This is a genomic window from Pseudomonas sp. 05T35, assembly GCF_056396605.1.
In genome coordinates this window covers 1-399 of sequence record NZ_JBFTLU010000998.1, presented here as the reverse complement: position 1 = coordinate 399, position 399 = coordinate 1, and the positions used below count along the sequence as shown (strand labels likewise).

1 protein-coding gene is annotated in these 399 nt (G+C 61.4%); it reads right to left on the bottom strand.

All coding sequences use genetic code 11. From position 1 onward, the window contains the following. On the bottom strand, positions 1-380 hold a 380-nt coding region (locus AC1DH9_RS31100; protein WP_477809581.1), incomplete at its 3' end, for a SagB/ThcOx family dehydrogenase. Positions 381-399 lie beyond the last annotated feature (19 nt).

Below are 399 nucleotides of genomic sequence, written 5' to 3'. Positions count from 1 at the left end.
GCCGTAGTGAAACAGCCCAACCCCAACGCAGTGGCCACCAGTGAAAAGGTCTGACTCAGATGCCCGGCATCCATCAGCGCCACCCGCAGCGCCCGGCTGAACTCGTACTTCCAGGCCATTCGCTCGACACGCGCCGTGGACACAAACACTGCCGCTGCGTCCTTGATCCACGGCTGCTCGCCACAGGCGTCGCTGATCCAGACTCGCGGGTCTTCCCGTGACAGCAACTCAAGCCCGTGACGGCGTACCGAATAGTGGTAAAGACCGCGTTCGAAACCTTGCACATTCATCAGCACCGCATACACCTCGGTGCCCTGCAGCGAACCGCCGGCCGGTGAGGTTTTCTTCAGGAAATAATCCCCCATGCGGTTCTGTTCCATGACCGTCGCGCCCCACGTG